Consider the following 1,835-nt stretch of genomic DNA (forward strand, 5'->3'; position numbering starts at 1 on the left):
GGTCGATCATGGCGCACGCACCTCCCTTCGCGGTCAATCGAAGCTGAGCCCCTGCGCCCCCATCCCGGCCATCGCCTCGGCGATCACTTCGGGGCCCGTCTTCATCGGGCTTTCCTGAACAATATCATACCAATCGGGCTTCTCGTCCACGAAAATCTGCTGCTCGATCCCGAAGCCCGGCGGCAGGTCGAACAGCCCTGCGAGGAACGAGCGGCCCTTGGTGGGGAGGAATTCGTACCACAGGTTGCTGCCGCAGGTGCCGCAGAAGGCGCGCTCGGCCCATTCGCTCGAGCGGTAGACGGTGATCGCCTCCTCGCCCGTCACCTCGGCGCCCTCGCCCTTGACCCCGGCGAAGAAGGCCCCGCCCCAGCGGCCGCACATGGCGCAGTGGCAGATATCGACCTCGGCCTGCATCGCGGTGACCGTGATCGTCACCGCCCCGCACAGGCAATGCCCGGTGACGGGCTCGGCAAGGCGCGGCGCCTCGCTCATAGCGGGACGCCCGGTTCCTGCTTGGCGGTGCGGATGGTGAGCGAGGTCTTGACGCTTTCGACATTGGGCGCAGGGGTAAGCTTGCCGGTCAGGAATTCCTGGAAGCTCTGCAGGTCCTTGCTGACGATCTTGAGGATGAAGTCGATCTCGCCGTTGAGCATGTGGCACTCGCGCACTTCGGGGAGCGCACGCATGTGCTCCTCGAACTCGCGCAAGGAGCTCTCGGCCTGGCTCTTGAGGCTGACCATCGCGAAGACGGTGATCGCGAAGCCGAGCTTGGAGGGGTCGAGATCGGCGTGATAGCCGCGGATTACCCCGTCCTCCTCAAGGCCCCGCACCCGGCGCAGGCACGGCGGTGCGGTCAGCCCCACGCGCTGGGCGAGTTCGACATTGGTGACGCGCCCTTCCGCCTGCAGTTCCGCCAGCAGGCGGCGGTCGATTTCGTCGAGATTGGCCACTCAGTTCCTCCAGCACGCCCCCCTTGCTTGGCTGCAAGGCCGTGCAACTTGTTCCCCAGGTAACAACCGGCCTGCCTGATGGCGTGCTCAGCTAATATTATTAGGACTGGCAGCAATTGTCCCGCTTTGCAACGCACCTTTCACGCCAGACTGTGACAATTTCCCCATCCTGATAAGACGCCGTGACGCAGTCCGCCTATCCACGGCCCGTGGCAGGTGCGAAGAGATGCGAATCGCCATGCGGCGATGGGCTTGAGGAGTTTCCGGGTGTTTTTCGATGATCGCCTTGCCACCGTGCTGCGCCAGCGCGCCACTGGCGAGGCGAGCCTGTGCACCCAGTACCGGCAATTGCTCGACCTGCTCGGCCGCGCGCGGACGCAGTCGCGCGGGAGCGATCGCAGCCTGCTGGCCGCCGCATGGCTGCGGCTCGATGCCCTCGCCGAAGCGATCCCCGCCGCCACCCGGGCGCGCATGATCCGCGAGCCCGGCTGGCGCTTCCAGAGCCCGGATCTGGTCGTCCACCTTGCCGATCAGGAGGCCGAGGTTGCCGCAGCCGCGCTGACCCGCGCAGATCTCGCAAGCGAGGACTGGGCTGCGCTGATCCCGCGCCTGCCGGTGCGCGCGCGCGGCTTCCTGCGCCTGCGCCGCGATCTGCCGGTCGATGTCGAGGCGCTGCTCGAACGGCTCGGGGTGCATGATCGCGGCCTGCCCGCTCCAGCGCCCGCTCCAGCGCCCGCCCCGGCCCCCGCTCCCGCTCCGGCGCAGGAGACAGCCGCCGACGGCAGCGCGGATCGCACCCCGCCCGCGCCCTTGCGTCCCGCTGGCGAACCCGTGGTTCTGCGGCCTGTCGGGAAGGCCCCGCGTGACGCCCTCCCGGCCACGCCC

General features: G+C 68.1%; 2 protein-coding genes and 1 pseudogene. 1 reads left to right on the forward strand and 2 read right to left on the reverse strand.

Annotated features, from left to right (window positions below; all coding sequences use genetic code 11):
- Window positions 1-33: 33 nt before the first annotated feature.
- Together AX692_RS09550 and AX692_RS09555 are read right to left on the reverse strand one after the other, a co-directional pair.
- Window positions 34-492, reverse strand: coding sequence for a GFA family protein (locus AX692_RS09550; RefSeq protein WP_073975295.1), 459 nt, complete (start codon window positions 490-492; stop codon window positions 34-36).
- The gene (locus AX692_RS09555; RefSeq protein WP_066525791.1) at window positions 489-950 is read right to left on the reverse strand and encodes an Lrp/AsnC family transcriptional regulator; all 462 of its coding nucleotides are present in this window, start codon (window positions 948-950) and stop codon (window positions 489-491) included. The genes AX692_RS09550 and AX692_RS09555 overlap by 4 nt, the downstream gene beginning before the upstream one ends.
- Window positions 951-1,217: 267 nt before the next feature.
- On the opposite strand from AX692_RS09555, the pseudogene AX692_RS19635 reads away from it, so the two are divergent.
- A pseudogene (locus AX692_RS19635) lies at window positions 1,218-1,835 on the forward strand (sensor histidine kinase); the annotation flags it as partial.

The sequence above is a fragment of the Erythrobacter donghaensis genome (genome assembly GCF_001557325.1).
GTDB classification, from domain to species: Bacteria; Pseudomonadota; Alphaproteobacteria; order Sphingomonadales; family Sphingomonadaceae; genus Erythrobacter; species Erythrobacter donghaensis_B.